Source organism: Staphylococcus gallinarum, from assembly GCF_000875895.1.
GTDB lineage: Bacteria > Bacillota > Bacilli > Staphylococcales > Staphylococcaceae > Staphylococcus > Staphylococcus gallinarum.
This window is the reverse complement of sequence record NZ_JXCF01000213.1, coordinates 1-241: the sequence shown is the minus strand read 5'-3', so window position 1 is coordinate 241 and position 241 is coordinate 1. Positions and strand designations below refer to the sequence as shown.

Genomic DNA, 241 nt, shown 5'->3' with positions numbered 1-241 from the left:
CCCCATTCTTCTTCATCACTCAATAACATAAAAACTATTGCTCTATCCGCAGTGCGTTGGATAGTTTTCCAATCTGGTTGCAAGATATGTAAATCACTAAAGCAATCATTCCAGTAATCCCCCATATCTCTTTTAAGTTCGATTTCTACACGCCATAAATGTTCAGACATAACTTCAGCATCTGCATTATCTTTACGTTCTTGCTTTTTATTATAAATTCTAATAAATCTATTACTATCTC

1 pseudogene is annotated in these 241 nt (G+C 33.6%); it reads right to left on the bottom strand.

From position 1 onward, the window contains the following. Positions 1 to 241, bottom strand: a pseudogene (locus SH09_RS14115) (replication initiation factor domain-containing protein); the annotation flags it as partial.